The organism is Dongia sp. agr-C8, from assembly GCF_054658695.1.
In genome coordinates this window covers 611,453-635,064 of record NZ_BAAGHZ010000004.1, presented here as the reverse complement: position 1 = coordinate 635,064, position 23,612 = coordinate 611,453, and the positions used below count along the sequence as shown (strand labels likewise).

The following is a 23,612-nucleotide window of genomic DNA, read 5'->3' as shown; positions in this document are numbered from 1 at the left end:
CCCCGATCTGCGCACCATCCGGCGCCCAGTAGAAATCGAGTCTCAATCTCTTTCTTGGGGGACTACTTTTCGAGCGATGCGCTTACTGCGCGTCTTGAAACGCCCCAGTTTCTACGGTCGATCACAGAACGAAGGTCTATCTTGCTTCCTTCGCGGGGAAAACGCGTGTTGATAAGCGAGACCGGCGCTTGCGCCACTCGCTCCAACTCCTCGATGAATTTAATGGTTGTCACAGTCAATTGCTCGAAGCGTCGGGCATTCGCATTTTGTCCGCTTATATAGTCAGCAAATGTTAGAACGATATCGGTTGGCGCATTTAGCGCGCATGCGTCACGAAACTGGTCCCATTCAAACCATCCAACCCTTCGTGGTTTTCCTGAGCGAGAGCCCTTTTCATAAGCAACGACTTCCTCCGGATCAATTTCCGCAATCCTAGCGATTTCGCGAAATCCCACTTCATGCTTGAGCTTGCCTGATGTGTTCTCAGGGTTATCAGGCGGGTTTCCAACTCGAATGGGCTGAGGGCGGACAACCATTAGGATTCGCCGTACACGACTCGGAGATATTCCTGCTTCGGCCAAACAACCCGCAACATTGGTGTCCCTGGATGTAACGTGCGGATACTGGCCGTGGAATATGCTCAGTCCACTGCCTTGGGTGCCCTCTAGAAGGATCGAATGACCCCTTCGATAGGCATCCTCCAATTGGTCGCGAGTTGCTCCTTTATAGGGAGGTTTGTCTCCGACATAGCACGCTAGTTCTGGGAAATCGCGCGCCAATTTAACCAGTCCCGGCTTGCGGCCTAGTATACGTCGAGCTGCTGCTGCACCGCTACCTTGCCCAGTGGAAGAGATCGACGTGACGAGTTCCCGCTCCGTCTCTATGTCCTCGTCGGAGATGACCATAGCCTGAGGGTCGATATAGAGGCGGTCCTGTGAAATTGCACAGTCCGATATTTCCTTGAGAAGCACTTTGATGTTGATCGTACTGCCTGGGCCGAGCAGAAGCTTCGCATTCGTATCGCGTGCGCCGGAGGGCAGGTGCACGTATGTAAAGACTCCTGAACCGCTAGACACTGTATGGCCCGCGTTTGGTCCGCCAACGCGCACCAACACATCATAATCCCGCGCCAGATAGGCGGCGACGTGCCCTTTACCTTCACTGCCGAACTGGCCGCCGACGATCACATCGACGCAACGAACGTCGGGAGGAGAGTATAAGCCCAATCTGGCTGCAACACGCACGAGCGTATCGCTGCTGTCGGTATGTGTTGTGTAGATGCGAACATCTGCGTCTCTCTTGAACGCAATGATGTCGTTCTCATCCTTAATAAGGTCAGCGTCAGTGTAGCTCTCTACGCGACCCTTGCGTTCGTTTACTTCTTTGAATCGAGATTCAAGTTCGTTTCGCTCAGCCCATAGGTGGGCGTGAATAACATCGAGGTCATGGCGGTGACGGAAGTGCTGGAGTTGCTTTGCTTTACGGATGTTATCGATGACCACCGATGTCGTATCATCGAGCATGCCAACTTCGGTTATCAAAGCGTCGAGTATCCATTTGTGATCTGTCTCGCTGTCTAAAATATCGCCCAATCCTTGGAGCGATTTGCGATCGGTCGGTAGCCCTCTCTTTGATGCCTCCTGACGCAATATTGCGCTTGTCTTTAGTAAGTGAAATCCAAACCGGTCGCGAAGGTTACGGCCTAGTTTTGATTTGCCCGTACAGATATGGCCGCTTACCACAACAACTGACCTCAAGACCCGTGCCTCCCCCCGATTGCATGAATTATTGCATTCGCGACGGCGCTGCCGCTTTGATCATGCAGTTCAATCACAATGTCTGCGATCCTAGACAGGGCTCTCGCAGATACTTCGTTTGGCTGAACGGCTGCGGCGGCATAGGGTGTGTTCCCGGAGTACTCGCCGCCCTGACTCATCTTTGAATTGTAACGCGCCTCGAGGATTTCTTCTGGCGCTGTTAAATGTGCGTGGAACACCGCTGACTTGAATGATTGTCTGAAGTGGGCGACCTGACGCTCTTTGCGGACGCTATCGAGTAACCATCGGGTCTGGCCGGGTGTGTCACGGATTGACTTGCTCGCGACATCGTCTATGAGCCAACGATAGTCGGTGTCTTCGTCAAGACTATCGCCGAGCTTCTGCAGTTCGAGGCGACTTTGACCTCCGCCGCGATCGGCAGCAAGCGCTCTGAGATGATTGCCCGATTTGATAGCAGTAAAACCGTGACCATCAATAAGGCTGTCGGCGACTGACGTTTTCCCGACTGCTATCGGCCCACTGAGTAAAAGGACGATCCTGTGGTCGTTCATACTCTGTCAAACTCAAGCCCGTTTCCGCGCCATTCGGGTTCGGCCAGGGCTCGGTCGACGAACTCCACAACGGAGCGTGCGTAACGAGCGCTGCGCGGATACGGTCCAGGTGGATCTGCTAGTTCAACTCGCCAAGGCCGAGCGAGAGTGGCTAGAACTCTTTCAGCGAGTTGGAGGTCTTCGGGCGCGTAAACCTGTACGCGAGTCTCATTGGGTAGTGGAAGATCTCCGTCGATCAAGACCTCAATCATTGACGTCTTGCTATGAGCCCGCAGCATTGCCGCTTTGTCGTTTGGAGATTGGGCAACCGGAATCTGATGTTGGCGGTAGTAGCGCCCGTTGGTCGGCGACGCATCGAATCCCGGCTTGTCGCCCCGTCGCAAGAAGCGGGTCATCGCAACATTAAATCGGCAGAGAGAATACTCCACGCTGTCGATTGCTTCGGCAGGCACGCCGATCGCCATGTGAGGAAAACCTGCAGCCAACTTTGCTTTCAAAATCCTTGGCTGTTGGTCGAGGGTGAGGAAGGCATACTGCCCAAATCCGCGAGCGACATCCTGCTTGCTGGATTTTGAACGAAGATGCGTTTGGCCGAAACCGGCCTTGGCAAGGGAAGGCTTCCCCAGGAGTGCGCTCACTCGGGCTATGAATGGTAGGTAGTGAAGTGGCGCATAGTGATGGATTTCAGAAATATGATTATCCCTCAGGAACCCCAACTTTCGCTCCCCCTTCTTTCATTCAATAGTAGCATAGTGATCTGGCCTACCGGCGAGGACTTCTTTTAAAGATAGAGGGTTGGCGACATTTTCCCGTCTGGAGGAAAAGCAAAATAATTCAAGTTCTTAGAGGCTTGGCCCTTATATCGAGGAGTCCGGCAGCCTCACCCCGTCTTCGCCTCGGCCACGATCCAGTCCTTGAACAGCTTGATCTCCGGCCTGGCGTCGGCGCCGTGGGGGAAGACCAGGTAGTAGCCGAAGCCGGTCCGGAGCCGCGGGGCGCAGGGCGCCACCAGCCTGCCGTCCTTGATCATGTCGGCGACGAGAGAGTCCTGGCCGAGGGCAAGGCCTTGCCCTTCTTGCGCGGCGCGCAGCAGAAGGGTGGAATCGCCCATCACGGTGGAGCGGCGCTCGAGCGCGACGGCATCGCCTTCGTCACCCAGGCCCGCGGCCTCCAGCCATTCCCGCCAATCGGGCCAGGGATTGGTGGCCCGCCAGTCGAGCCGCAGCAAGTGCTGGTTTCTGAAATCCTCCAGCTGCTCGATCGGGTGGCGCGCGAGATAGCCCGGCGCGCAGACCGGGTAGATCTCGTCTTCGAAGAGGTTGATCGCTTCCAGCCCGGGATAGCGGCCCTGACCGAAGCGAATGCCGAGATCGGCCTCGCCCTGCGCAATGTCGACCAGATGCTTCGCCGGATCGAGCAGCACGTCCTGCGCGCCCGGCAGCGCGCGATAGGCGGGCAGGCGCTTGATCAGCCAGTTCGCGGCGAAGGCCGGCTCGGTGGTGAGCCTGAGGCGCTGCAGCTGGGGCCGCTGCCGCATCCGCTCGACGCCCTGCTGCAGCATCCGCAAGCCGGCGGAGAGATGATCGCGCCCGCGGATCGCCGGCTCGGTCAGGGTGAAGGAATTGCTGCGCCGCTCGAGCAGCTTCACGCCCAGGTCCTGCTCCAGGGCCTTCACCTGCTGGCTGATCGCGCCGGGGGTCACGTGGAGCTCCGCGGCGGCGAGCGAAATGCTCTGCAGCCGCGCGACGGCCTCAAAGGCGCGGAGCGTGGTGAGGGGCGGCATGCGGGCCGGCGGCACGCTGATCGCCGCTGGCGCCGGCAGCCGCGCGGGCGCCTTGGCCGCGCGCGGCTTGTATTGGCCGCGGGCCCGCGTGGACTTCTTTCGGGTGGGTTCTTCCGCCATCGGGAAACTCCGTGTCTCCGCGGGGGATAGCGCTCTGGCGAGCGCGCGCACCTCTCGGTGCGCACCCCTCATCCAACTCCGGCCCCGCGGACAAATGTCCGCATTCGCGGACGGGGGCTCGCCCTTGCTCGCCAAGCCTCCGTATCCTTCTCCCACAAGGGGAGAAGGCTTAAAGGGCCGTGCTTTAGTTTAACTAAAGCGATGCCTCAAGACTTCTGACGCGCATTGGCACCAGAAGCCGCCAAATATAAGCCTCATAGGCAGGCGATCAAGCTTTGACGCCGGCCGGCATGTTTTAGCTGGAGGCTCAGATGCAGACCCTTCTCACGCCCTTCGATCTTCGGTCCTACAACCGGACGCTCGATCTCGAACTGGCCCATGCCGACGCGCGGCAGTTGCTGGATATCGGCCTGGTGCGGGCCGCGGACGGCTCGCTGCGGCTGGCGGAGGACCCGTCGCAGCCGGTGGGCCCGGGCCGGGCGCAGCGGGCTGGGCGGGCTGTTTTCGAGGCCCTGGCGGGCTTCTTCCGCTGGCTGCGCAGCCTGCCGCTGCGGAGCCCGAATTGGCATCCGCATTTCTTCCTTCGGGAGTGACACCGGCGCGGCCGGAAAAAGTCGTAAAAACGCTTGTCTTTTCAGTCGGTTATGGCTCGCGATTCCGTCCCCGATTTGCTTGGTTTCGGGGGCGGAATCTGCTATCTTTTTCCGGTCGATTCCCATGCCGCCCTGTGATGCCAGGGCCCAGCCATAACTCATTGATTTTGAAAGCGTAACCCGCAAGTGTCCGACGCGCCTACGAACCCGCCCGCAGTCCCTCCCGGTACGCCACCCTCCGACATCGCGCCGATCACGATCGAAGAGGAGATGAAACGCTCCTACCTCGACTATGCGATGAGCGTGATCGTCTCCCGCGCGCTGCCCGATGTGCGCGACGGGCTGAAGCCGGTGCACCGCCGGATCCTCTACGGCATGCGCGAAAGCGGCTTTGCCTCCAACAGCGGCTACAAGAAGTCGGCGCGCGCGGTTGGCGACGTCATGGGTAAGTACCACCCCCATGGCGACAGCGCGATCTACGACGCGCTGGTGCGCATGGCGCAGGATTTCTCCATGCGCGTGCCGCTGATCGACGGGCAGGGCAATTTCGGCTCGATGGACGGCGATCCGCCCGCGGCGATGCGCTACACGGAATCGCGCCTGAACAAGGTGGCCGAGAGCCTGCTCGAGGACATCGACAAGGAGACGGTCGACTTCCAGCCCAACTATGACGGTGCCTATCTCGAGCCGTCGGTCCTGCCGGCCGGCTTCCCGAACCTGCTGGTCAACGGCGCCGGCGGCATCGCGGTCGGCATGGCGACCAACATCCCGACCCACAACCTGGGCGAGGTGATCGACGCCTGCTGCGCGCTGATCGACGATCCTTCGCTCAATATCGAAGGGGTGATGGCGCATATCCCCGGCCCGGATTTCCCGACCGGCGGCCTGATCCTCGGGCGCAACGGCATCAAGAGCGCCTATGTGAACGGCCGCGGCTCGATCACCATGCGCGGCCGCGCCACCATCGAGGAGATCCGCAAGGACCGCGAGGCGATCGTCATCACCGAGGTCCCCTATCAGGTGAACAAGGCCCGCATGATCGAGCGCATGGCCGAATGCGTGCGCGAGAAGATCATCGAGGGTATCGCCGACCTGCGCGACGAGAGCGACCGCGACGGCGTGCGCGTCGTGGTCGAGCTGAAGCGCGACGCCATGGGCGACGTGGTCTTGAACCAGCTCTACCGCTTCACGCCGCTGCAGTCCTCGTTCAGCGTCAACATGCTGGCCTTGAACGGTGGTCGGCCGCAGGTGATGTCGATCCGCGACGTGCTGGTCGCCTTCCTGGAGTTCCGCGAGCAGGTCATCACCCGCCGCACCATCTTCGAGCTGGCCCAGGCCCGCAACAAGGCCCACACCATGCTCGGCCTGGCGCTCGCGGTCGCGAATATCGACGAGGTGATCGCGCTCATCCGCGCCGCGCCCAACCCCGATGTCGCGCGCGAGCAGCTGCTGGCCCGCGCCTGGCCGGCCTCGACCATCGTGCCGCTGGTGCGCCTCATAGACAATCCTGACTTCTCCGACGCGCCGGACACGACCTACAAGCTCTCGGAAGCGCAGGCCAAGGCGATCCTCGATCTCCGCCTGCAGCGCCTGACCGGGCTGGAGCGCGAGAAACTGGCCGACGATCTCGGCGAACTCGCCAAGCTGATCACCGACCACCTGGAGACCCTGGATGACCGGGTGAAGCGCCAGGCGATCATGCGGTCCGAGCTGGTCGCGATCAAAGAGCAATTCGGCACGCCGCGCCGCACCACGATCCAGGATCTCGAGTTCGAAGAGGATGTCGAGGACCTGATCCAGCGCGAGGACATGGTCGTCACCGTGACGCATGGCGGCTACATCAAGCGCGTGCCGCTCTCTGCCTATCGCGCCCAGCGCCGCGGCGGCAAGGGCCGCGCCGGCATGGCGACGCGGGACGAAGATTTCGTCACCAAGGTCTTCGTCGCCAACACCCATGTGCCGATGCTGTTCTTCTCGACCCGCGGCATGGTCTACAAGTCCAAGGTCTGGCGCATGCCGGTGGGCAATCCGCAGGCCCGCGGCAAGGCGCTCATAAACCTGCTGCCGCTGGAAGAGGGCGAGACCATCTCGACAATCATGCCGCTGCCGGAGGACGAGAGCAGCTGGGCACAGCTCAATGTGATGTTCGCGACTTCGAGCGGCGACGTCCGCCGCAACGAGCTCTCGGACTTCGTCGATGTGAAGGCCAACGGCAAGATCGCGATGAAGCTGGCGGACGGCGAGCGGCTGATCGGTGTCGCGGTCTGTACCGATGCCAACGACATCCTGCTCGCGGCCAAGAGCGGCAAGGCGATCCGTTTCCCGGTCGATGACGTCCGCGTCTTCGCCGGCCGCGCCTCGACCGGCGTCCGCGGCATCAAATTGGATGAGGGCGACGAGGTCGTCTCGATGTCGGTGCTGCACCATATCGACGTGGAGACCGAGGAGCGCGACGCCTATCTCCGCTACGCCGCCGCCAAGCGCCGCAGCGTGGGCGAGGAAGTCGAGGAAGAAACCAACGGCGAGAGCGCCGAGCCGTCCAACGTCGCGCTCTCGATCGAGCGTATCGCCCAGCTCGAGGCGGCCGAGGAGTTCATCCTCACCGTCACCGAGAAGGGCTACGGCAAGCGCTCCTCATCGTATGAGTATCGCACCGCGGGTCGCGGCGGGCAGGGCATCGCCAACATCGAGGTCTCCAGCCGCAACGGCAACGTGACCTCGTCCTTCCCGGTCGAGGAGAGCGATCAGATCATGCTGGTGACCGATGCCGGCAAGCTGATCCGCACCGAGGTCCACGACATCCGCATCGCGCGCCGCCAGACCCAAGGCGTCACCATCTTCAAGGTGGCCGACGATGAGCGGGTGGTCGCCGTCGCTCACTTGAGCGGCATGGCGGAGGAGGGCGACGAGAACGGTGAGAGCGGAGACAGCGAGTCAGAGTCCGGGGGAGAGGGCAATGGCGGGAAGTGACCGCATCGGAGTCTATCCGGGCACGTTCGACCCGATCACCAACGGCCATCTCGACATCATCCGGCGGGCAAGCCGGGTCGTCGATCGGCTGATCGTCGCGGTCTCGACCAATGCCGGGAAAGGCCCGCTGTTCTCGATCGAGGAGCGGGTCGCCCTGGTGAAGGAAGAGATCAAGGACCCGCAGAACGGCTTGAACGGCGGCAACGTCCAGGTGGTGCCGTTCGACAACCTGCTGATCCAGTTCGCGGCCAGCGTGAAGGCGACCTTCATCATCCGCGGCCTGCGGGCGGTTTCCGACTTCGAATACGAGTTCCAGATGGCGGGCATGAACGCGCGGCTGGACCCGGCAATCGAGACCGTGTTCCTGATGGCCTCGGAGCGCCACCAGTTCATCTCCTCCCGCTTCGTCAAGGAAATCGGCAAATTGGGCGGGGAAATCAGCCAGTTCGTCTCCCCCCGCGTGGTCCAGACCCTGAAACGCAAGTTCGCCGAGGCCCAGGATCGAGGCGGGGAGTAAAGGCTTGCTTTTTGGCCTGGTATTTGGGATTTCATCGCCGCGAATGGGCCGGTAGCTCAGTGGTAGAGCAACTGACTTTTAATCAGTAGGTCGCGGGTTCGAACCCCGCCCGGCTCACCAACGCGGCAGAACATGCGCGACACGCTCTTTCCACCGCCCCGCTTCTTCAACTCCAAGGACGCCGCCACGGCGCCGGCCGCGCGCAGGGTGCATGAGATCTGCAACCGGGCGGTCTGGCGCTCGCTCGGCTTCGGCCAGCGCATCCAGGCCGCAGCGCTGGCGCTCTGCTGGCCGCTGACGGCGGCGGTCGTTGCGGTCCCCTGGCTGCGTCGCAACGCGAAGGCGGTGCAGGCAATGACCGGCAAGGGCCCGCTGCGACAGCTTGCTGAAATCCTCGACCTGGCGATCCGCCACAGCATCAGCCCGCGCTACTACTACATGTTCGAGTTCTATCTCGATGAGCGCATGCGCCAGGCCGGCAATTACCTGATGCGCTATGAGACCAAGCAGATCGCCTATCGCCTGCTGCGCCCCGAGCAGGAGACCACCGGAACGCCGATCAAGAACAAGATCGCCTTCGCCATCTATTGCCAGCAGCATGATCTTCCCGCCGTGCCGCTGGTCGCCGCCTTCCGCGACGGTAAGCGCCTGCCGGAGATCGGCATGGCGCAGACGCCGGAGACCGATCTCTTCGCCAAGCGCGTGCTCGGCAAGGGCGGCGCCCGGGCCTATCGCTGGAACTGGATCGGCAACGGCCGCTACCGCAGCACGACCGGCGATGAATGCTCCGGCGCGGAACTCCTGGACCAGGTTGCGGCGCTGTCGAAGCGCGAGGCCTATCTGCTGCAGCCGGCGCTGACCAACCACGCGGCCTTGCGCGAGCTCTGCTTGAATGCGCTTGCCACCGTGCGGCTGCTGACCTGCCGCGACCCGCAGGGCCGCTTCGAGGTGACCAATGCCTCCTTCCGCATGTCGGCGAATCCGAAATCGGCGGTCGACAACATCCATGCCGGCGGCATCGCGACGCCGGTCGATCTCGCGACCGGACGGCTCGGTCCGGCCAGCGATCTCGGCCTCGGCCCAAAATTCGCCTGGCACGACGTGCATCCGGTGACCGGCGCGCAAATCACCGGCCGCATCCTGCCCTTCTGGGAGGAGACGATGGCGCTCGCGCTGCGCGCCCATGCCGCTTTCGCCGAATGGACCGTGATCGGCTGGGACATCGCCATCCTCGACGAAGGCCCGCGGCTGATCGAGGGCAACAAGGGACCGGACGTGGACCTGATCCAGCGACCGCTGCGCGGACCGATCGGCAACGGCCGCTTCGGCGAACTCCTCGCCTACAACCTCGAACGGGTCACGCGGTGACCGAACAGGGCAAAGCCGTCCCGATCAAGGTGCCGCAGTTCCCGCCGCCGCATCTCGTGCTTTGGGGGCACGCCGAACGTTCGCCGATCACGCGGCTGCGGCGGGCCTATCGCACCGCCTGGCAGCGTCGGTTCGGCCCGCATGATTTTCTGCGCACGGCGATCGGCTGGCTGCTCTGGCCGTTCGTCAGCTTGGTGCTGGCGGTGCGGACTGGCCTCAGGCTCGGCGGCCCGGTGGCGCGCAGCGGCGGACCCGGCGTGGTGCGACAGATCCTCCAACAGGCCTGGATCTCGCTCTCTCAGCGCATCTCGCCGCGCTACTACTATATCTTCGAGCTGCACCGGCCGGCGTTGCGGCGACGTGCCGTCGAGTATCTGACCCGGGTCGAGACCAAGAGCGGGATCTACCGCGCGCTGAAGCAGCGCGGCGATCGCTCGAGCTTCGTGCGGATCAACGACAAGCTCTCCTTCGCCTTCTTCTATGGGCGGAACGGGTTGCGCGTGGCGCCGGTCTTCGCCGCCTTTCGCGCCGGGCTTCGCGTCGGCAATGTCGGCGACGGCCGCCTGCCGGAAGGCCAGGATCTCTTCGTGAAGAAGATCGAGGGCCGCGGCGGGATCGGCGCCGAGCTCTGGCTGGCCCAGCCGCATGGCCGCTACCGCAACACCGCAGGCGAGGAATTGACCGGCGAGGATCTGGTCACGCGCGTGCTTGGATACTCCAAGCAGGCCGACTATCTGATTCAGGCGCGGCTGGTGAATCATCCGGGGTTGGCCGACCTGACGCCGGGCGCGCTCTCCACCGTGCGGCTGCTGACCATCCTCAACGAGCAGGGCGAGCCGGAGGCGGTCAACGCCGCCTTCCGCATGGCGATCAGTGCGGCCTCGCCGGTCGACAACTTCCATGCCGGCGGCATCGCCGCGGCGGTGGACATGGCGACGGGCGGCCTCGGCGCCGCGACCGGTCTCGGGCTCGGCGGCGATTTCCGCTGGCATGACAATCATCCGCTGACCGGCGGCCGGATACGCGGCCGCGTGCTGCCGGATTGGCCGGAGGCGGTGGCGCTGGCGATCGCGGCGCATCGCTTGATCGCCCCAAGGGTCATGGTCGGCTGGGATATCGGCTTCCTGCCCGATGGCCCCTGCCTGATCGAAGGCAATACCGGGCCCGACGCCGACATCCACCAGCGCACCGAATTGCAGCCGCTCGGCAACGCGCGCTACGGCGCGCTGCTGGCCTTTCACATGGAGCGGCGGCTGGGCCTACGTGGCTGAGGCCTGGTCGCGGCCGCAGAGCAGGATCGCGCGCTCGGCGCGGTGCCAGTTGTCGCGGGCATAGTCGGGGAAGACGCCGCTGGTGACCCGGTTCGGCCAATAGAGCTGGCCGTCGTAGAAGGTGATCGCCGACCCGCCAGAGGCGATCGGCTCGACCGTGACGAAACCCAGCACGTCGCCCCGGGCGGCGTTGATGGTGATCTCGCTGGAGCCCGGGGTGTTGCCGTGCTCGACCACCGGGACGCTGTCCTGGAACTCTTTGCCCAGGTTATTGGCGATGCAGGGCGTCACCTGCGCGGAAGTGCCGGGCAGCTTCATCCCGATCGGGTCGTTGGAAACCCAGGCACAGCCTGTAAGAGGCTGAATTGAAAGTATAATTGCGATGCACGCAGTGGGCCGTCGCATGGCCGATCTCCAGTATCCGGGCGCCGTTTTGCCCAGACCATGCAAATTCCCGGCCAGACTATGCCGCGGCGGGCCTGGGTGCGCGCTGCGGCAAGGCGAGGTGTCCGGCCTTGATCCAGACCTTGGCACCGCCCTGACCTGCTCGCGCGTCGAGACGCGCGCCGGCGGGGAGTCGCAGCCAGGATTGCGGCGCGAAGCGTTCGCCGCCTTCCTCGAAGCCGCCGTCGAGCACCAGCACCTCAATGCCGCCGGGGAGGTTGAGGGCGACCTGCGTGTCCGGCGCCCAACGTTCCAGGCGCACGTCCTCACGCGCGTCGTGGAACAGCGGCAGGACCTCGACGCCCACGCGCCCCGCTGCGGGCGCGAAGCTGCGCTTGTTGGTGTCGATGCGGACTTCGGTCCGGTCGTCGGCGTCGAATTGCCAGAGCTTGACGAAGATGGTGCAGCCGGGCGCGGAGCCCGGTGTGTGGCGCGTGGTCGGCGGGTTACGGACATAGGAACCCGGCGGATAGTCGCCGTGCTCGTCCTGGAACACGCCGTCCAGCACCAGGAACTCCTCGCCGCCGCCATGGGTATGCGGCGAGAAATGGCTCTGCGGGGCATAGCGCACGATCGAGGTGGCGCGCGCGACCTCGTCGCCGATGCGGTCGAGCATGCGCCGGTCGACCCCGGCGACGGGCGAGGGGATCCAGGGAAGGCTCGCCGCATGGACGGCGGCGCGTTGCGAGAAGTCGGCGTTCAGTTCCAAGGGCAGGGCTCCCGCCGGTTCGGTCGGCTCCATGTTGGCCGAACCGGCGGGGGATTCAAGTCTCAGTCAGGCGCCGAAACTAAAGCATGAGACGGCCTTGCCGCCGAGCAGGTCGCGGAAGCTGCGACGGCCAGGATCGCCGCCCGCAGCGCCGGCGGCCACCATCAACGGGATGAGATGGTCTTCGCGGGGATGGCAGGCGCGGCCGCCCGGCGCCTTGGACCACTCGGCGAGGCGGGCATTGCGCGTTTCCGCGTCAGCGGTGGTCACGGTTTCGTTGAGCCAGTCGTCGAAAGCCAGCGAGGCCTCGGCGCTGCGTCCGCTGAAGAACTCACGCAGGTTGTGATAGGAACTGCCGCTGCCGATGATCAGCACGCCTTCGTCGCGCAAGGGCTCCAGCGCTTTGCCGATGGCGATATGCGCGGCCGGGTCGAGGTCGTGGCGCATCGAAAGCATCACCACCGGAATCTCGGCCTTGGGGTCGATGATCAGCTGCGGCACGAAGACCCCGTGGTCGAAGCCACGGCTGCTATCGGTGCCGCAGTCGATCCTCGCCGCCTGCAGCAGGCCGCGAACCCGCTCGGCGAGATCCGGCGCGCCGGGCGCCGGGTAGCTCAAGTGGTAGGTATGCTCCGGGAAGCCGTAGTAGTCGAACAGCATGCCGGGCTTCGCGGCGGTCGAGACCGTCGGCCGGTCTTCTTCCCAATGGCCGGAGACCACCAGGATCGCCTTCGGGCGTTCCAGCAGGCCGGCGATCAGGCCGGCGAGATAGGCCCGCAGCTTGTCGAATGCATGCGGCCCGAAGGGCGGCCCGAACTCCATCCAGAAGCACGGGCCGCCGCCATGGGTGATGTAGAGGCTGGGAAGCCGCGCCATCAGATCGCCCCGGTCAGATGGCTTGTGCCGCGGCGCGCGGCGTCTTGGCGAAGGGCAGGCCGGGCTTCAGCGCCAGCGCGCCGTCGCCGGTCAGCGCCAGCGCCACCTGGGCCGCGATCCAGAACGCGAGGTATTCCCAGCCGCCATTCGGGTTGCTGAAGAAGAAGCCGTTGCCGAGATGCGCGGTGAAGAGCGCGCCGAGCAGCACCGGCACCATGGCCAGCGCGACCAGGCGCGGCCAGACGCCGAGGATCAGCGCCGCACCGCCGAGAACTTCCCAGGCGATCGTGACGTAGGCGAGCGCCGGCGGCAGGCCGATCGAACCGAAGAACTGCGCGGTGCCGGCCGGGGTGAAGACGAAGATCTTCAGGCCGGCATGGGCCAGGAACAACGCGCCCAAGGTGAGGCGGAGCAGCAGCGCGGCGTAAGGGGCGGTCTTGGTGTCGATCATGATTTCTCCTCGTGGGGATGCTTCGGGTCAGGGGTGCAGAGCCGGAAACTGGCCCCAGAGATGCCTCTTCGCCGCTTCTGATAAAATAGATATAGTTTCGATTATCTCATTCAGATAATCTGAATATATGGATTCCCTCACCCTGGACCAGTTCGCGGTCTTCGCCACCGTGGTCGCGGAGGGCAGCTTTGCCGCGGCGGCGCGGCGCATGAACCGGGCGCAATCGGCGATCACCTATGCGATCCAGAAGCTGGAGGAGCAGAGCGGCGTTCAGCTGTTCGACCGCTCGGCCTACCGGCCGGAGCTGACGGAAGCCGGCCGGGCGCTGTTGCCCCGGGCCCGCCGGATCCTCGACGACGTCGATGACTTCCGGCTGCAGGCGGCGGGCGTCACGCAGGGCGTCGAAGCGGAGCTTTCGCTGGTGGTGGACGCCTTCGCGCCGGATTTCCTCGGCTGCATTCTCAAGGAGTTCCGCGAGGCCTTTCCGCTGGTGACCTTGCGGATCACGGTCGAGCTCTTCCAGGCAACCCGCAATGCGCTGCTCGAAGGAACGGTGGATCTTGCGCTGATGGCGTCCTCGACGCCGATGCCGGCGGAGATCGAGCGGCGGCAATGCGCGCAGATCGAACTGATCGCCGTTGCGGCCGCCGATCATCCGCTGGCGAAGATCAAAGGCCCGTTCGCGCCTGAGCTGCTGCGCGACCATCTGCAGCTGGTCTTGACCTCGCGGAGCGAGGTGCTCGACCGGCGCGACTACGGCGTTCATGCGGTGCGGCATTGGCGCATCGCCGACATGAACCTGCGCCACAAGCTGCTGCTGGCCGGAGTCGGCTGGTGCAGCATGCCGCGCGCGCTGGTCGCCGCCGATCTCGCCGCCGGTCGGCTGGTCGAGTTGAAGCCGTTGCGCTGGGAGGGCTCCGACCGCATGCCGCGCTTCCCGCTGGTGATCGCGCATCGCCGCGACAAGGCGCTGGGACCGGCCGCCAAATGGCTGGTCCAGCGCCTCGCCGCGGGCGCGGCTAAGACTCCTCAGTCTCGGCGAAAGCCTGTTCGAGCACCTGCATCAGGTGGTCGGCGTTCGCGCGGCTGAAGATCAGGCCGGGCCGCAGCTTGATCACGTTGTCATAAGGGCCGTCGGTGCCCATCAGGACGCCGAGATCGCGCGCGCGTTCAACCACACGGCCAGCCCGTTCGGTCGCGGGCGCCTTGCTCTTGCGGTCGGTCACCAGGTCGAGGCCGAGCATCAAGCCGATGCCGCGCACGTCGCCGATCACGCTGTGCTTCGCCTGGAGCTTGCGCATGCGGGTGAGCAGGTCCGTGCCGATCTCGGTCGCATTGCGTAGCAAGTTATCGCGCGCGATGATCTCCAGCACCTTCAATCCGACGGCCGCGGAAACCGGATTGCCGCCGAAGGTATTGAAGTATTCCATGCCGTTGGCGAAGCTCGCCGCGATCTCCTCGGTGGTGACCACGGCCGCCATCGGATGCCCGTTGCCGATCGGCTTGCCCATGGTGACGATGTCGGGTGCCACGCCTTGGGTCTCGAAGGCCCAGAGATGGCTGCCGACCCGGCCGAAGCCGACCTGCACCTCGTCGGCGATGACCACCGCGCCGGCGGCGCGCGCAGCGGCGTAGGCGGCTTGGAGATAGCCGTCGGGAAGCACGATCTGGCCGGCCGAGCTCGGGAAGGATTCCGCGATATAGGCGGCGAGGCCGCGGCCTTGCTGGGAGAGCGATGCGGCGATCTCCGCCACCGGCTGCGCGTAGCGCCGGCCGATCTCCGCCTGCGGCCAGTCCGCGGGCGCGCGGTAGGCGTCGGGCAAGGGTGCTTCCCAGGTGGTCTCGGGCCGGCCCAGCCCGCCCTTGCGCTTGTATTTGTAGGGGCTGATTTCGATCAGGGCCTGGGTGTTGCCGTGATAAGCCCAGTCGAGGGTGATGATGTCGCGTGCCTTGGTATGCGCCCGGGCCATGCGCAAGGCGAGCTCGTTGGCCTCGCTGCCGGAGCAGCAGAAGGCGGCGACCTTCAGGTTCTTCGGCAAGGTCGCGGTCAGCGCCTCGGCATAGGCGATGACGTTGTCATGCAGATAGCGGGTGTTGGTGTTGAGGATGGCGGCCTGGCGTGCGGCGGTCTCGACGATCTCCGGGTTGGAGTGTCCCAGCTGCGCCACGTTGTTGTAGCAGTCGAGATAGGCCCGGCCGGTGTCGTCGATCAGGTAGACGCCTTCGCCGCGCACGATCTTCAGCGGCTTCCGGTAGGAGATGCTGAGGTTGCGGATCAGCTTGCCCTTGCGCTGCGCCAGAAGCTCATCCTTGCTGCGTCCGGCGTGTTGCAGGGTTTCCGGCGGCAGGCCGACAAACTCCGCCGGGTCGGGGAACAGCTGCCGCCAGAGCTCGAGGTAATCCTTCTCGCCGGCGCCGATCACGTCCGCCGCCTTCGGTTCCGCGTAGGTGATCAGCTGGATATGCACATGCGGCTGCCAGTTGCCGTTCTCGCTGGGCTTGCCGAACGCCCCGAGGACATCGCCGGCCTTAAGCTTCTCGCCGATTTTGCGATCCTGCACCGTCTGGGCCGAAAGATGGCCCCAGAGGCTGTAGAAGACATGGCCGTCCGGTGCGTGCCTGAGCAGGACGGCATGGCCGTAGTCGAGCGGCACATCGGTCTCGAAGAGATCCACCACGGTGCCGTCGAGCGGCGTGCGCACCTGGGTGCCGGCCGGCGCGAAGAGATCGAGGCCGAGATGGAGCTTGCGCCGGAGGTTCGGCGCGAACACCGACTTGAAGGCATCCGAGGAATAGACCGGCCGCTCCTCTCCCCAGGCGCCGATCCCGAGCGTGACCCCTTCCCGGACGGTGATGTCATCCCAGAGGCGCTCGGCCTCTTCGGGGCGGCGGGCCGCTGAGGCCTTGGCGATCGGATGGTCGGGATCGCCGAAGGGCACGATGGCCTTGGCGTAGAAGGCGGTCGGTTGATCCAGCACCGGCTTCAGGGTTGCGCGGTTGGCGTCGATCCAGCGCACGACGCCTGCTGCGCCGGGCGCCGCCTCGAAGCCGCAGGCATGCCGCAGCATTCCGGTGGCGAGGGCCGGGTCCATGGCGCGCATGCGCCCCAGCATCGCCCAGGCCGGCGCTTCGCTGATGTTGAGATAGGCGTTGTCCTTGACCCGGTCGCGCCGCGAGGCGGAGAGGGTGACGCTGGTGACGAGGCGCATCGCCATCAGGTCGAACAGCAGGTCCAACTCCTCGGATTGGAGCGGGTGGACCTGGTGGTAGCCCGCGGCGATCGTGCCGGCGACGTCGATCGGTGCCGGCTGGTCGAGGATCGCATAGGCGCCGGCGACGGCGAGTTCGCCGATGGTGGCGGAATGGATAGCATCGCCAAAATCGATCAGCCCGACGATCCGCTGCCCGACGGCGCCGTCCACCAGCAGGTTGTTGTCATTGGCGTCGCCGTGGATGACCTGCGCGCGCAAGCGTGCCAGCCGCGGCGCTACCTTGGTCTCGAAGCGCTCCAGGAAATGATCGACCAGGGCGCGCTGTTTCGGGTCGATGAGAAAGTCGAGCCGCCCGCGCGAGCGGCCGGCCTGCTTGATGTCCCAATCGAAGTCGCGATGTGCGCCGGGATGGCCGAAGCTCTGCAATGCGCGATCCAGCCGCCCCAGGCACTCGCCGAGACTGTCATGCAGCGCCGCGGTCCGCTGGCTGCTGGAATAGAGCTGGCCGGGCAGCCAACTCACCAGCCGCACGAAATGCTCTGTCCCGCCGCGCATGCCGGTCCGGCCCAGGTCTTCGCCGGACAGGGTCGGCCGCAAGTGCGGCAAGGGGAGACTGGGATCGATGGCCTGAACGTGGCGCAGCAAGGCGGCCTGGAAGGCCAGCGCCTGATGGTCCTCAGCTGCATTCGCGATCTTCAGCACCCAGCCGGTGCCATTCGCCTCGGTCAGCCGAAAGTTCTGGTCGCGCTCGCTGTCGAGCCGGGTGAACTCGCCGGAGAGGCCGTAGAGCGTGTCGGCGATGCCCGCCACTTCGGCGATGGAGAATTGCGGCGGCAGCGTCGTCAGGACCGACATGGAGCACTCTCTATGGGATAGGGGAATCATTGACCCGGCGGCCAATTTGCGGAGGATGGGGGCCGCGACACAACCGCCCTTTTGGCTCCCCATTCCGCCACTTTGACCGGTCCCGCCGCCTGATGCGCCCAATCGATGAAAAGGACCGGCAGATCCTGGACTTGCTGCGGGCGGATGCGCGCCTGCCGCTGAAGACCTTGGCCGCCAAGGTAGGGCTGGCGCGTTCGACCCTGCGGGACCGGTTGTCGAAGCTGGAATCCGACGGCATCATTCGCGGCTACCGCGCCGAGATCGCGGAGAGCGGGCCAGCCGTCTCCGTCTATCTCTTCGTGCGGTTGAAGACCACGCCGGCGCCGAGCTTCATAGCCATGCTCCGCCGGATCGCCGAGGTGCGGTCCTGCACCTCGCTCACCGGAGACATCGATCTGCTGGTCGAGCTCTCGGCCGCCAGCACCGATCGGGTCAACGCGTTGCGCGATCGGATCTCTTCTCATGAGGCAGTGGCCGACCTCACCACCTCGATCGTGCTCAATCGGGATATCTGATCGGGCGGGATATCTGAGGCGGCGCGCTACTTCCCGACCTTCTCGATGTCGAACGGCACCGTCTGGTAGATCTCGTTGATCCAGTTCGAGATGAAGAGATGCCCGTGCGGGCGCCAGCGATTGAGCGGCGTCTGGCTGGGATCGTCGTTCGGGAAGTAGTTGTGCGGCAGCTTGATCGGCACGTTGGCGGCGACGTCGCGCGCATATTCGTCGCCGAGCGAGTTCGCGTCGTATTCCATATGATCGAGCACATAGAGCCGGCGCGTGCCCTTGGTCTGGGCGATGCAGACACCCTTGCTTTCGGAATAGGCCAGCACGTCCACATCCGGGCAGGCCGCGACATCGGCGGTGCGGATCTCGGCCCAGCGCGAGATGGGAATCTGGAACTCGTCGGAGAAGCCGATCATGAAAGGCGAGGAGGTCTTGGTGATCTTCTGGCGATAGACCCCGAATGCCTTCTCCGGCAGCTGATGCTTCGGAATCTTGTGGAAATGGTAGAGCGCTGCCATGCCGGCCCAGCAGACATTGACCGTCGAATGGACGTTGGTCTCTGTCCAATCGAAGATCTGCTGCATCTCCGACCAGTAGGTCACGTCCTCATAGGGGATGTGCTCGATCGGCGTGCCGGTGATGAGCAGGCCGTCGAACTTCCGCTGCTTCACGGCTTCCCAGGGCTGATAGAAGTTCAGCAGATGCTCTTCCGCCGTGTTCTTGGACGTGTGGTTGCCGATCCGGATCAGCGAGAGCTCGACCTGCAGCGGCGTCGCCCCAAGCAGCCGGGCGAACTGCAGCTCGGTCTTGATCTTGTTCGGCATCAGGTTGAGCAGGCCGATCTGCATCGGGCGGATGTCCTGACGCACGGCCACCGTCTCGGTCATGAGACGAACGCCCTCGTTCACGAGGGTCTGGAAGGCGGGGAGCTTGTCTGGAATCTTGATCGGCATCAAAGTTCACCCAAAGAGCGGTCAGTTGACTCGCTTCGGGGTCCGCAGCCTTGGAATTCTCTGATGGGGATTCCGCAGGCGGCCCTTTAGCGAGTTGTTTAACGTGGCTGCAAGCCGGCCGGCCAAATCACCACGGAATGTCTTCCATTTAGCCCAACGGGCGCCAAAGCGCCAGTGACAAAAATCACCCTAAGGCCCTGCGAAAGGTCAGGTTTATGCGCTTTTTCCCCAGTAGGGGATGGACGGCGTCCTTCAAGGCGGCGACCCCGTGGAAGAAAAGGCGGGAAGGACCTCCCCAGACCGCGACATCGCCATGGTTCAACGGGTATTTGGCGGTGGGATCGCCGCGCTGCGGGCCGCCGAACAGGAAGGTGGCCGGCAGGCCGAGCGAGACTGAGACGATCGGCTGGCACATGTCCTGCTCGTCCTGATCTTGGTGCAGGGAGAGCTTGGTGCCGGGTTCGTAGCGGTTGATCAGGCAGGAATCCGGCCGGAAGTCGGGGTAGCCCGCCTCCGCCGCGGCTTCGGTCGCGAGGGCCTGGAAGCAGGCCGGCATCGGCGGCCAGGGCCTGCCGGTCGTGGGGTCGGTCGGGCTGTAGCGATAACCCTTGCGGTCGGTGACCCAGCCGACGGTGCCGCAGGTCGTCATCGCGACCGACATCGTGTATCCGCCGGGCGTCATCATGTGGCGGAACGGCGCTTGGGCAGTCACCGCTTCGATTGCGGCGAGCAGCTCACCCTCGCGCGGCAAGGCGAAACCCCGGAGGAGCACGGCACCCGCCGCCATCGTCTCGCGGGGCTCGGCGAAGAGATCGCGCATCATGCCGCGGCGCTCGCATGCAGCACCGGGCGATAGCCGGCGCGCAAGGCGGCGAGCGTCGAGGGCGGCGTCAGCAGGCCCTCGGCCAGCGGTGCCTCATTGACAGCTTCATAGCCGAAGGGTGTCCAGCGTAGCGGACGACCGTGCAGAACCAGGAAGGCGCTGTCGCCCGCGGCGATCATCGAGCCGTCCGGTAGTCGTTCGATCGCCCCCGGCATCGGGTGGATGCGCTTCTTTCGCAGCTGCAGGCGTTCGCGATGCAGGATGGCGTCCATCTCCGGTGCAGCGAGGATCGGGCCGCCATTGCCTTGGGCCCAAGCGGCGCGGAAGGCCTCGACCCGAGCGCGGCTGCAATAGAAGCAGGGGCGATGGCCGGCGGCGAGCGCGGTGGCCTCATCCAGGAAGAAGAGCTCGGTCCAGCTGCGCTTCGCCATCGGCACGCGGTGGAAGTGTTTGTACTTGAGCTGGCAGACCAGCCAGCATTTCAGGCTCCAGCGCTTCTTCAGCAGGGTGCGCGTCTCCGGGTCATGGATGATTCCCCGGTTGCCGGTGAACATCCCGCGCGCCGGGGTCGCGATGATCTCGCCGAAGGGGGTGACGCGGTTCTGCAGCGGCATGACGATACGGGTTCGGCCGAACTGAAAAGGCGAGCCTAGCCGGAGGGATGCTCTAATATCCATCCGGATCATGCTGATGTGAGCGGCCGATGTTCGCGGTGGTGTTCGAGGTCCAGCCGAGATCCGACAAGTGGGATGACTATCTGGGCCTGGCCCAGCTGCTGAAGCTTGATCTGCAGGCGATCGATGGATTCATCGACGTCACCCGCTATCACAGCCTGGCGCGGCCGGGCTGGCTGCTGTCGCTGTCGATCTGGCGCGATGAGAAGGCGCTGGTGCGTTGGCGTACCCAGGAACGGCACCATGGTGCCCAGGAGCGCGGGCGCTCGGAGATCTTCGGCGATTATCACCTGCGGGTCGGCCAGGTGACGCGCGACTCGCGCGAGGCGGATCTGCCGGAGCAGCGGCTCGACGAAACCGCGGTGGGAGCCGGTACGACCGTCACCCTGGTCAGCGGCCAGCGGCCGGCGGATTGGGTGAAGCAGAATGGCGCGGAGGCGGTTGCCGCGGTTCTCGGGTTGAAGAAGGATGCCGCAGGCTTGGTCGCCTGGGATGTGTTTGACGCGGTGCTGGCGCCGGGCGACGTGATCCTGCTGTTGAGCTGGCGCGACCAAGCCTCGGCTGAGGGGTTCGAAGCGACGCTTGCAGCCACCGATGCGACGCGGCTGCGGCGGGTGCGGGTCGTGCGCGACTACGGGATGTTCGATCGGCGGGAGGCGCCGCAATACTATCCGGTGGTGGAGCGCCGCTAGGTCCCGTTGAGGCCTTCGCCCAAAGCAGCGGTGAAGCGGCGGGCGATCGACCCGTCCTTGTCGAGCTTCGGGTTGAAGATGGTGATATCGATGCCGAGCGCCTTGCCGCTGGCGAGCGCGGTGCGCAGGATCGTCGTCAACTCATCCCATTGCAGGCCGCCGGGCATCCGGTAGTCGACCGCCGGCATGATCGCGTCGTCGAGCACGTCGGCGTCGAGATGAATCCAAAAGCCGTCGAGCTCCGCGCGGGTCAAGCGGGTGAGCGCGCGCCGTGCGGTGGCGGCCGCACCGCATTCGCGCAAGGCATCGAGAGTGATGATGCCGATTCCGGTATCCGCAACGCTCTGGCTGCCGTGGCTCTCGGCGTCGACGGTATCGCGATGGGCGAGCAGGGTCACGTCTTCATCGCGGACCAGCGGGTGGCAGCCTTCCAGGTTCGTCACGATATCCGGCCCGCGTCCCGTGACCAGAGCGAGGTCCATGGACGCGGCTTCGCCGTTCGGCTCGGCTTCGGGCTGATAGAAATCCGCATGGCCGTCCAGGAACAGCAGGCCGGCGCGACCCCGGCGTCGGGTCGCCAGCGTGCAGCCGAGCAGGATCGAGCAATCGCCGCCCAGTACCACGGGAAACTCGCCCGCCTCGAGCAAGGGCTCCAGCCGATCGGCCAGCGCCACCGCGTATTGCGCGAGGCCTTTTGGATTGAGCAGCCTGGTCTCCGGGTCGCGCCGCGCGTCGTAGGGCGGCGGCTCGACCCGGCCGGCGCGACGGGCCGGGAGGCGTTCCGCCAGGCCGGCGCCGAGCAAAGCTTCCGGTAAAGTCTCCACGCCTTTCGGAAAGAGCCCAAGCACCGAGGGCGCTTCGACGATGGCGAAACGGGTCATGCGTGATTCTCCCTGACTGCAGAAGAGATAGGGAGAGACCACACCGACTGCAATGTAGCTGTCTTACGATTTGGCGGTCTTGTGCTCTGCTCGCGCCGCTTGCCAGACCTCGCGGGCCGCGTCGGCATTGAGCAGGGCGACGCCGATGCCGACCAGAAGATCGGGCCAGATCGACGGCCAGAGATGTGCGGTGACCAGGCCGGCGCCGATGATGGCGAGATTGGCGTAAGCGTCGTTGCGCGCCGAGAGGAAGGCGGCACGGGTGAGGCTGCCGCTGTGCTCGCGGAACTTGGCGAGCAGGAAGGCGCAGGAGAGGTTCACCGCCAGGGCGCCCAGCCCGGTGAGGCTCAATGAAACCGGGTCGGGTGGCGTGGGGTTGAGAAACTTCTCGACGCCGGTCCAGATCGTCGCGGCGGCCGGCGCCAGCAGGATGCCGGCCAGCAGCATGCCGAGCCGCGCGCGGGCCTGCAGCGACCAGGCCAGCGCCAGGAAGATCAGCAGATTAACCGAAGTGTCCTCGAAGAAGTCGACGCTGTCGGCGAACAGCGAGACCGAGCCGATGCGCAAGGCGACGACGCATTCGAACAGGCCGTAGGCCAGATTCAGCAAGGCGACGACGAGAACAGCGCGGCGCAGCATGGTGGGATCAATACTGCGATCCATGCTTTAGCGCAATTCGGCGATCACAGCCTGGACCATGGGCGAGGCGGCCATGGCACTGCGGGTCAGCGCCGTGATGCGGCGGCGCAGCGGCGCCCCGGCGGCGCAGCGGAGTGTCACGGCCTTGGCGCTGGGGAATTTGAGGCCGAGTTCAGGGACGAAACCGATCCCCAGCCCGGCGGCCACCATCTGCAGTACCAGGTCGTAGTCATCGACCGTGTGCGTGATCCGCGGTGCGAAACCCGCAACCGCACAGGCGCGTTCGACGAGTTCGCGGTCGTCTTGGCCCCGGGAGCCGACGATCCAATCCGCATCGGCCAGGCTCTTCAGCGGCACCGGATCGCGCGCACCTCGACGGGTCGGCGGCAAAGCCAGCAGGACGCGTTCTTCCATCAGCGGCGTCGCGACCAGGCCGGGCACGTCCGGCCGCGGCACCAGGCTGTAGACAAAGCTCACCGCCAGATGGCAGCGGCCGCTGCGCACGGCCTCGATACTGTCGGCGGGCTCGAGATCGTGCAGCACGACGCCCAGTTCCCGATAGCGCTTGCGTGCGCGGATGACCGCGGGCAGCAAATGCGCCTTGGCGAAGCTCGGGAAGCAGGCGATCTGCAAGGTTCCGCGCGGCTTTTCCCGGCTGGCTCTGAGGTCCAGCTCGGCGGCTTCGACGGCGCGCAGAATCTCCTCGGCATGGGCAGCCAGGCGCGTTCCCTCGGCGGTCAAGCGGACGCGGCGGCCGGCGCGCTCGAACAGCTTGGCGCGGGCCTCGCGTTCCAGGGTGGCGAGCTGCTGCGAGACCGCCGAGGAGGTCAAGCGAAACGCCGCGGCGACCGCGGTCATGGTGCCGCGATGGCTGAGCTCGCGCAGCAGGCGCAGGCGATCAAGATCAAACATGAAG

23 protein-coding genes, 1 tRNA gene and 1 riboswitch are annotated in these 23,612 nt (G+C 65.0%); of the genes, 9 read left to right on the top strand and 15 right to left on the bottom strand.

Annotated features, from left to right (window positions below; genetic code table 11):
- Window positions 1-62: 62 nt before the first annotated feature.
- From ACYQ4T_RS23245 to ACYQ4T_RS23230, 4 genes are all read right to left on the bottom strand, one after another.
- Complete coding sequence (locus tag ACYQ4T_RS23245; protein WP_459858981.1) at window positions 63-1,523, bottom strand: adenylosuccinate synthetase; 1,461 nt, start codon at window positions 1,521-1,523, stop codon at window positions 63-65.
- Between the two features lie 230 nt (window positions 1,524-1,753).
- Entirely contained in the window at window positions 1,754-2,329 is a 576-nt protein-coding gene (locus ACYQ4T_RS23240) for an AAA family ATPase (RefSeq protein ID WP_459858980.1), read from the bottom strand.
- Window positions 2,326-2,967 carry a hypothetical protein gene (locus ACYQ4T_RS23235; protein WP_459858979.1) on the bottom strand — a complete coding sequence of 214 codons (642 nt, stop codon included), beginning with the start codon at window positions 2,965-2,967 and terminating at the stop codon, window positions 2,326-2,328. The genes ACYQ4T_RS23240 and ACYQ4T_RS23235 overlap by 4 nt, the downstream gene beginning before the upstream one ends.
- Window positions 2,968-3,209: 242 nt before the next feature.
- The gene (locus tag ACYQ4T_RS23230) at window positions 3,210-4,232 is read right to left on the bottom strand and encodes a LysR substrate-binding domain-containing protein (protein ID WP_459858978.1); all 1,023 of its coding nucleotides are present in this window, start codon (window positions 4,230-4,232) and stop codon (window positions 3,210-3,212) included.
- A 311-nt stretch (window positions 4,233-4,543) separates the two neighbouring features.
- Here ACYQ4T_RS23230 and ACYQ4T_RS23225 point away from each other — a divergent pair, with 311 nt between their 5' ends.
- The 6 genes from ACYQ4T_RS23225 (at window position 4,544) to ACYQ4T_RS23200 (ending at window position 10,951) form a co-directional block, all read left to right on the top strand.
- Complete coding sequence (locus tag ACYQ4T_RS23225) at window positions 4,544-4,825, top strand: hypothetical protein (RefSeq protein WP_459858977.1); 282 nt, start codon at window positions 4,544-4,546, stop codon at window positions 4,823-4,825.
- Between the two features lie 270 nt (window positions 4,826-5,095).
- Complete coding sequence (gene gyrA, locus ACYQ4T_RS23220; RefSeq protein WP_459858976.1) at window positions 5,096-7,795, top strand: DNA gyrase subunit A; 2,700 nt, start codon at window positions 5,096-5,098, stop codon at window positions 7,793-7,795.
- Window positions 7,782-8,312 carry a pantetheine-phosphate adenylyltransferase gene (gene coaD, locus ACYQ4T_RS23215; RefSeq protein ID WP_459858975.1) on the top strand — a complete coding sequence of 177 codons (531 nt, stop codon included), beginning with the start codon at window positions 7,782-7,784 and terminating at the stop codon, window positions 8,310-8,312. The genes gyrA and coaD overlap by 14 nt, the downstream gene beginning before the upstream one ends.
- 45 nt (window positions 8,313-8,357) lie before the next feature.
- Window positions 8,358-8,432 (top strand) — tRNA-Lys (locus ACYQ4T_RS23210).
- A 12-nt stretch (window positions 8,433-8,444) separates the two neighbouring features.
- Window positions 8,445-9,680, top strand: a complete 1,236-nt coding sequence (locus ACYQ4T_RS23205) for a sugar-transfer associated ATP-grasp domain-containing protein (protein WP_459858974.1) — start codon at window positions 8,445-8,447, stop codon at window positions 9,678-9,680.
- Window positions 9,677-10,951, top strand: coding sequence for a sugar-transfer associated ATP-grasp domain-containing protein (locus ACYQ4T_RS23200; protein ID WP_459858973.1), 1,275 nt, complete (start codon window positions 9,677-9,679; stop codon window positions 10,949-10,951). The genes ACYQ4T_RS23205 and ACYQ4T_RS23200 overlap by 4 nt, the downstream gene beginning before the upstream one ends.
- Here ACYQ4T_RS23200 and ACYQ4T_RS23195 read toward each other — a convergent pair.
- The 4 genes from ACYQ4T_RS23195 to ACYQ4T_RS23180 all read right to left on the bottom strand — a co-directional run bounded on the left by ACYQ4T_RS23195 (window position 10,940) and on the right by ACYQ4T_RS23180 (window position 13,431).
- Window positions 10,940-11,269, bottom strand: coding sequence for a hypothetical protein (locus ACYQ4T_RS23195; RefSeq protein ID WP_459858972.1), 330 nt, complete (start codon window positions 11,267-11,269; stop codon window positions 10,940-10,942). The two genes, ACYQ4T_RS23200 and ACYQ4T_RS23195, sit on opposite strands and share 12 nt — an antisense overlap.
- A gap of 145 nt (window positions 11,270-11,414) precedes the next feature.
- On the bottom strand, window positions 11,415-12,104 hold the full coding sequence (locus tag ACYQ4T_RS23190; RefSeq protein ID WP_459858971.1) for a cupin domain-containing protein: 690 nt from the start codon (window positions 12,102-12,104) through the stop codon (window positions 11,415-11,417).
- Window positions 12,105-12,170: 66 nt separating this feature from the next.
- The gene (locus ACYQ4T_RS23185; RefSeq protein ID WP_459858970.1) at window positions 12,171-12,980 is read right to left on the bottom strand and encodes a DODA-type extradiol aromatic ring-opening family dioxygenase; all 810 of its coding nucleotides are present in this window, start codon (window positions 12,978-12,980) and stop codon (window positions 12,171-12,173) included.
- A 13-nt stretch (window positions 12,981-12,993) separates the two neighbouring features.
- On the bottom strand, window positions 12,994-13,431 hold the full coding sequence (locus tag ACYQ4T_RS23180) for a DoxX family protein (protein WP_459858969.1): 438 nt from the start codon (window positions 13,429-13,431) through the stop codon (window positions 12,994-12,996).
- 127 nt (window positions 13,432-13,558) lie between these two features.
- Here ACYQ4T_RS23180 and ACYQ4T_RS23175 point away from each other — a divergent pair, with 127 nt between their 5' ends.
- A complete protein-coding gene (locus ACYQ4T_RS23175) occupies window positions 13,559-14,521 on the top strand; it encodes a LysR family transcriptional regulator (RefSeq protein WP_459858968.1) in 963 nt (320 codons plus the stop codon).
- On the opposite strand, the gene ACYQ4T_RS23170 is transcribed toward ACYQ4T_RS23175, so the two are convergent.
- Complete coding sequence (locus tag ACYQ4T_RS23170) at window positions 14,451-17,498, bottom strand: aminotransferase class III-fold pyridoxal phosphate-dependent enzyme (RefSeq protein ID WP_459858967.1); 3,048 nt, start codon at window positions 17,496-17,498, stop codon at window positions 14,451-14,453. The genes ACYQ4T_RS23175 and ACYQ4T_RS23170 overlap by 71 nt on opposite strands.
- Before the next feature lie 122 nt (window positions 17,499-17,620).
- Here ACYQ4T_RS23170 and ACYQ4T_RS23165 point away from each other — a divergent pair, with 122 nt between their 5' ends.
- Window positions 17,621-18,043, top strand: a complete 423-nt coding sequence (locus ACYQ4T_RS23165; RefSeq protein ID WP_459858966.1) for an Lrp/AsnC family transcriptional regulator — start codon at window positions 17,621-17,623, stop codon at window positions 18,041-18,043.
- Window positions 18,044-18,069: 26 nt separating this feature from the next.
- Here the strand turns inward: ACYQ4T_RS23165 and ACYQ4T_RS23160 are convergent, their stop codons facing one another.
- From ACYQ4T_RS23160 to ACYQ4T_RS23150, 3 genes are all read right to left on the bottom strand, one after another.
- Complete coding sequence (locus ACYQ4T_RS23160; protein WP_459858965.1) at window positions 18,070-18,987, bottom strand: homoserine O-succinyltransferase; 918 nt, start codon at window positions 18,985-18,987, stop codon at window positions 18,070-18,072.
- A 66-nt stretch (window positions 18,988-19,053) separates the two neighbouring features.
- Window positions 19,054-19,131: riboswitch (SAM riboswitch) on the bottom strand.
- Between the two features lie 40 nt (window positions 19,132-19,171).
- Window positions 19,172-19,810, bottom strand: a complete 639-nt coding sequence (alkB, locus tag ACYQ4T_RS23155) for a DNA oxidative demethylase AlkB (protein WP_459858964.1) — start codon at window positions 19,808-19,810, stop codon at window positions 19,172-19,174.
- Entirely contained in the window at window positions 19,807-20,424 is a 618-nt protein-coding gene (locus ACYQ4T_RS23150; RefSeq protein ID WP_459858963.1) for a hypothetical protein, read from the bottom strand. The genes alkB and ACYQ4T_RS23150 overlap by 4 nt, the downstream gene beginning before the upstream one ends.
- A gap of 89 nt (window positions 20,425-20,513) precedes the next feature.
- Here ACYQ4T_RS23150 and ACYQ4T_RS23145 point away from each other — a divergent pair, with 89 nt between their 5' ends.
- Window positions 20,514-21,176 (top strand): antibiotic biosynthesis monooxygenase family protein, encoded by a 663-nt coding sequence (locus ACYQ4T_RS23145; RefSeq protein ID WP_459858962.1) that lies wholly within the window; start codon window positions 20,514-20,516, stop codon window positions 21,174-21,176.
- On the opposite strand, the gene ACYQ4T_RS23140 is transcribed toward ACYQ4T_RS23145, so the two are convergent.
- From ACYQ4T_RS23140 to ACYQ4T_RS23130, 3 genes are all read right to left on the bottom strand, one after another.
- Window positions 21,173-22,057: an arginase family protein gene (locus ACYQ4T_RS23140; RefSeq protein WP_459858961.1), complete on the bottom strand. Its 885-nt coding sequence runs from the start codon at window positions 22,055-22,057 to the stop codon at window positions 21,173-21,175. The two genes, ACYQ4T_RS23145 and ACYQ4T_RS23140, sit on opposite strands and share 4 nt — an antisense overlap.
- 63 nt (window positions 22,058-22,120) lie before the next feature.
- Window positions 22,121-22,720 (bottom strand): cation transporter, encoded by a 600-nt coding sequence (locus ACYQ4T_RS23135; protein ID WP_459858960.1) that lies wholly within the window; start codon window positions 22,718-22,720, stop codon window positions 22,121-22,123.
- A 3-nt stretch (window positions 22,721-22,723) separates the two neighbouring features.
- Window positions 22,724-23,608 carry a LysR substrate-binding domain-containing protein gene (locus tag ACYQ4T_RS23130; protein WP_459858959.1) on the bottom strand — a complete coding sequence of 295 codons (885 nt, stop codon included), beginning with the start codon at window positions 23,606-23,608 and terminating at the stop codon, window positions 22,724-22,726.
- Window positions 23,609-23,612 lie beyond the last annotated feature (4 nt).